Origin of the sequence: uncultured Campylobacter sp. (assembly GCF_937949835.1) — a bacterium.
In the GTDB taxonomy this organism is placed as follows: domain Bacteria; phylum Campylobacterota; class Campylobacteria; order Campylobacterales; family Campylobacteraceae; genus Campylobacter_B.
In genome coordinates, this window is record NZ_CALEDC010000269.1 from 1 (window position 1) to 4557 (window position 4557).

The window sequence follows — 4557 nt, forward strand, 5'->3', positions numbered from 1 at the left end:
GGGGTCTGCTTGAGGTCGCGAGGCGAGGCCCAGGCAAAGCAAAAAAGGGCGCTTCGCAAGTATAGTCCCTTCCGCCCCGCCTCTTCCGAGCAAGAATTTAAGCCTTATCGGAAGCGACAAATAAAATTTAAACCCGTGCGTAGCGTAGCAATTTCTCGTATCGTCGGAGCCAGAAAGCCACTAAAATAAAGAAAGCCCTTTCATTTCACGCAAGCTCACAGCCAAGACCCAAAATTTAATTGCCTAACAAAAAAGGCAGGTTGGCGTTGCTGCTCGCAAAATAACCGCGGAATCCCGCTAGATCAAATTTAAAATTCCGAGTATTTCTGATAGTCGATCTGCGCGGAGTTTTTGTTGATCGTATCGACCGTAGCTTCGGCGATCGCCAGCTCCTCGTTGGTAGGGATTACGAGCGTTTTGATTTTACTATCCGCCGCGCTTAAATTTCTAATCGAGCCGGTATTTTTGGCGTTTTTTGTCGCATCGATTTCGATGCCGATATGAGCGAGCTTCTCGCAGACATTTTGTCTAAAATGCGGTGCATTTTCGCCGATACCTCCGGTAAAGATCAAAGCGTCCACGCGCCCGAGCACGGCATAATACGCTCCGATCATCTTAACGACGCTGTACACGAGCATCTCAAACGCGAGTTTTGCGCGCGGCTCGCCATCCTCCATCTTTTCATATACTTTTCGCAGATCGCTTGCGCCGCAGATGCCCAAAAGTCCGCTTTTTTTGTTCATTATGACGTCCATATCCTGCGCGTTGTAACCCGAGACGCGCTCGATGTATGGGATGATCGCAGGATCGATCGAGCCGCATCTGGTGCCCATGATGATCCCCTCAAGCGGCGTTAGCCCCATCGAGGTGTCGATACACTTGCCGTTTTCTATGGCGCTTACGCTCGAGCCGTTGCCAAGATGTAGCGTAATGGCATTGAAGTTTTCGTATTTTTTACGCAAAAATTTAGCCCCCATCGTCGAGACAAACCAATGCGACGTGCCGTGCGCGCCGTAGCGACGAACTTTGTATTTTTCGTAGAATTCATACGGCAGCGCGTACATATACGCATACGACGGGATGCTTTGATGAAAGATCGTATCGAAAACCGCGACATTCGGAATTTTAGGAGCGATCTTTAGGCAGGATTTGATGCCTGCTAAATTTGCGGGATTGTGTAGTGGTGCAAGCGGCGCAAGCTCGGCGATTTTAGCCATTACGTCCTCATCTATGAGCGCGGGAGCGTCGAAATAATCCGCGCCCTGAACGATGCGATGCCCGATACCGCCTACTTGAGTTAGATCTTTGATTACTCCGCTTTGTTTTAAAAGATCAATCGCGATTGCGATCGCGGTTTCGTGATTTGGAATTTGCTCGTTTTCAACTTTTATGCTTCGTCCGTTGGCGCAATTGATGCTTCCGCTTGCGTGCGTCGAGCCGATCTCCTCGATGAGCCCACTTGCGATGCAGGCGTGATTTAGCATATCGTGGAATTTAAATTTAACCGAGCTCGAGCCGGAATTTATGACTAGGATATCCATTAATTCTCTCCTGCTTGAATGGCGCTGATAAGTATCGTGTTTACGATATCGGCGACCTTGCAGCCGCGGCTTAGATCGTTTACCGGCTTTTTTAAGCCCTGCAAGATCGGTCCAATCGCCACGGCGCCTGCGGTGCGTTGCACGGCTTTGTAACAGATATTTCCGCAGTTAAGATCGGGGAAGATAAATACGTTCGTACGCCCTGCGACTGCGGAGCCTGGCATCTTTTTCTTAGCGACCGCAGCATCGACTGCGGCATCGAATTGCAGCGGCCCGTCGATTAAAAGCTCCGGCGCCTTTTCGCGCGCTTTTTGCGTTGCAGTTTTTATGAATTCCACGCTATCACCGCTGCCGCTATCGCCGCTGGAGTAGCTTAGCATCGCCACGCGCGGCTCAAGCCCGAACGCCTTTGCGGTCGCGGCGCTTGAGATCGCGATACCTGCCAGATACTCTGCGCTCGGGCTCGGCGCCACGGCGCAGTCGGCAAAAAGCAGAGCCTGCGTATCCAGGCACATTATAAACGCACCGCTAACGGTTGCGATGCCCGGCTTGGTCTTGATGATCTGAAGCGCGGGGCGGATCGTCTCCGCAGTAGTCGTACTCGCGCCACTTACCATCGCATCGGCTAGCCCTTCATACACGAGCATCGTGCCGAAGTAGGTGCGATCGCGAACTAAATCGCGCGCCTGAGCCTCGCTCATACCCTTTGCCTTGCGAAGCTCATATAGATCGCGCGCAAATTTTTCCAAGCTCGCATCCGTCTGCGGATCTAAAATTTTAACGCCCGCTAGATCAAGACCTAGCTCGCGCGCGCTTTTTTGCACTTCGTTCTCGCGCCCTAGAAGGATCAAATTTGCCGCACCACTTTGTTTTATAATCGCAGCCGCGCGCAGAATTCTCTCGTCGTCGCTTTCGGGCAGTACGACGGTTTTAACGTTCGCGCGAGCCTTGGCGTAGAGCTTGCTTTCAAATTTCAACGGGGTTAGAATTTCACAGCGCGTGGAGTTTGCGGCGTCCGTGAAGTAGCTTTTGTCGGCAACGACTTTATCAAGCTCTATCGCGCCGCTTTGGCAAGCAGAATTTTCGTCGTGAAATTTTGCGCCCTTTTCGCAGGCGGAATTTTTATCGCAAAGCTCCGATTTTTTAGAATTTGCACCCTCTTGTGCAGGTCTTAGCGCGGAAAATGAAATTTTATCCTCATATATGCTGGCAAAGCTTACCGCTTTTGCCGCAGCGATCGAGTGCGTGCCGATGCGCGCGGCAATTTCGTTAGGATAAAATCCGCAAACGGGGATATTTAGATCCTTTGCGATTTGTAAATTTAGCTCGCGCAGATCGGCTCCCACTACGCCGTGAACCAGCACAAAATTACACTGCTCTAAAATCTGCGCAAAGCGCTCTATCGCCGCCTTTCGCACGCGCTCATCCTGCCCGTTTGCAAGCGCTTTTTCAAGCTCGCTTCTGCTAAAAAGGGCATTGTCGCCAGCGATGCAAAGTTGCAAAACGTTGTGAAAGCTCATGGATAAAATTTTATCTAGTTTTTTTAGCTCGGATTGGTAGGCGGCGGGCTCGTCGCATAGGAGCAAAATTCCGTTCATCGGTTGATCCTTTGAAATAAGATAGGCAATTGTAGCAAAATTTTGCTTGCGTGTTAATCAAAGATTTATCGTGAGGGTTTAGAATTTGGTAACTTCCAACAAAGGAGCGCACATGAAAAATTTAGTGATTTTGGCTCTTTTAGTGAGCCTCGCCGCGGCGAAAATCAACATAAACGAAGCTAGTCGCTACGAGCTGATGACGATCGGCGGACTTGATGCGGGTAGGGCGGATATGCTTATGCAATACCGCCAAAAGCGCGAAATTTCAAGTGCAGATGAGCTAAAGGGCATCAACGGCTTTGCAAGTTACGATACTGCTAAACTGCAGAAGAGCTTTGAAATATCGCCTAGAGCTAACGTGCAGCAGCCGGTGCAGCCTGATCGCGATATAGTCGTGGTCGAAAAGACCCGCACCCGCACGGTTTATGGAGGCTATACTTACAAACGCGTTGAAAATTACGGCAATGGCATCACGATCACAGAGACCGGCACCTTACCGCCGCCTCCTCCGCGAGGATATGGTAGGCACGGCGGCATGATGCCACCACCTCCTCCGCCTCCTGGCGGTATGCCACCACCTCCGCACGGAGGTATAAAACCACCTCCTCCGCCACCGCCTCCTCCGCGTGATGATTATTCTCGCAAGAGAAGTTCTGACAGTATGAGCGATAGCGAGATTGGCGGAAGCTCGCGCCGTAACATGCCGGTGCCTATGCATATGGGAACGATCCGCTCGAAAAGATCCAGTAGCGTCACAAGCTTCGGCGACTGCGATCCGCAAAGCGGCAACTGCGCTAGCGTGGGCGTAGGCGTGCAGGTAGATAGAGGGTTTTAAAATTTAATTTTACGCAGGCGGAATTTTAGAATTTTATAATCGAGATTCCGCCCGTTTTAAATTTACGGCTAAATTTTAAAATTTCGTAGCTATGGAATTTCAAATTTACGCTGGCATCGCTCCGCGCTATAATAAAATTCCAAAAAATTTTGTAAATTTAATAAATTTAATCCAAGCCTAGCGTGGCAAAATTCCAAGCCAAAATTTTACGTTAAAACTGCCGTGCCGCGTTTGGTCGAAACAAATCTGCACTTTAAAATTTTAAATCCGAATATCCCGTCCGTTTTAAATTTATGGCTAAATTTTAAATTTGCCTTTTCTACTCTCGCTAAATTCCAAAATTTTGCCCCGTCTTGCTGCTATTAAATTTGAAATTCTACCCGATTTAGCGCCTAAAATTCGTGAAATTTAATTTACAAAATAATATAATCACAAAATTATTCCAACGAAACAGGATGGGCGTATGAAAGAAATTAGCGGATCGCAGATGATCGTGGAGGCGTTGCGGCAGGAGGGGGTCGGGGTGGTTTTCGGCTACCCGGGCGGCGCGCCGCTGAATATTTATGATGAAATTTACAAACAA

General features: G+C 49.3%; 4 protein-coding genes. 2 read left to right on the forward strand and 2 right to left on the reverse strand.

The window, feature by feature from the left end; translation table 11 throughout:
• Nucleotides 1-308: 308 nt before the first annotated feature.
• Both Q0256_RS06025 and pta read right to left on the reverse strand, forming a co-directional pair.
• Nucleotides 309-1541, reverse strand: coding sequence for an acetate kinase (locus Q0256_RS06025; protein WP_297961125.1), 1233 nt, complete (start codon nt 1539-1541; stop codon nt 309-311).
• Nucleotides 1541-3139 carry a phosphate acetyltransferase gene (gene pta / locus Q0256_RS06030; RefSeq protein ID WP_297961128.1) on the reverse strand — a complete coding sequence of 533 codons (1599 nt, stop codon included), beginning with the start codon at nt 3137-3139 and terminating at the stop codon, nt 1541-1543. Before pta ends, Q0256_RS06025 begins: the two co-directional genes overlap by 1 nt.
• Nucleotides 3140-3251: 112 nt before the next feature.
• On the opposite strand from pta, the gene Q0256_RS06035 reads away from it, so the two are divergent.
• On the forward strand, nt 3252-3974 hold the full coding sequence (locus tag Q0256_RS06035) for a helix-hairpin-helix domain-containing protein (protein WP_297961132.1): 723 nt from the start codon (nt 3252-3254) through the stop codon (nt 3972-3974).
• Nucleotides 3975-4437: 463 nt separating this feature from the next.
• A partial coding sequence (locus tag Q0256_RS06040; protein ID WP_297961134.1) for a thiamine pyrophosphate-binding protein occupies nt 4438-4557 on the forward strand: 120 nt, incomplete at its 3' end.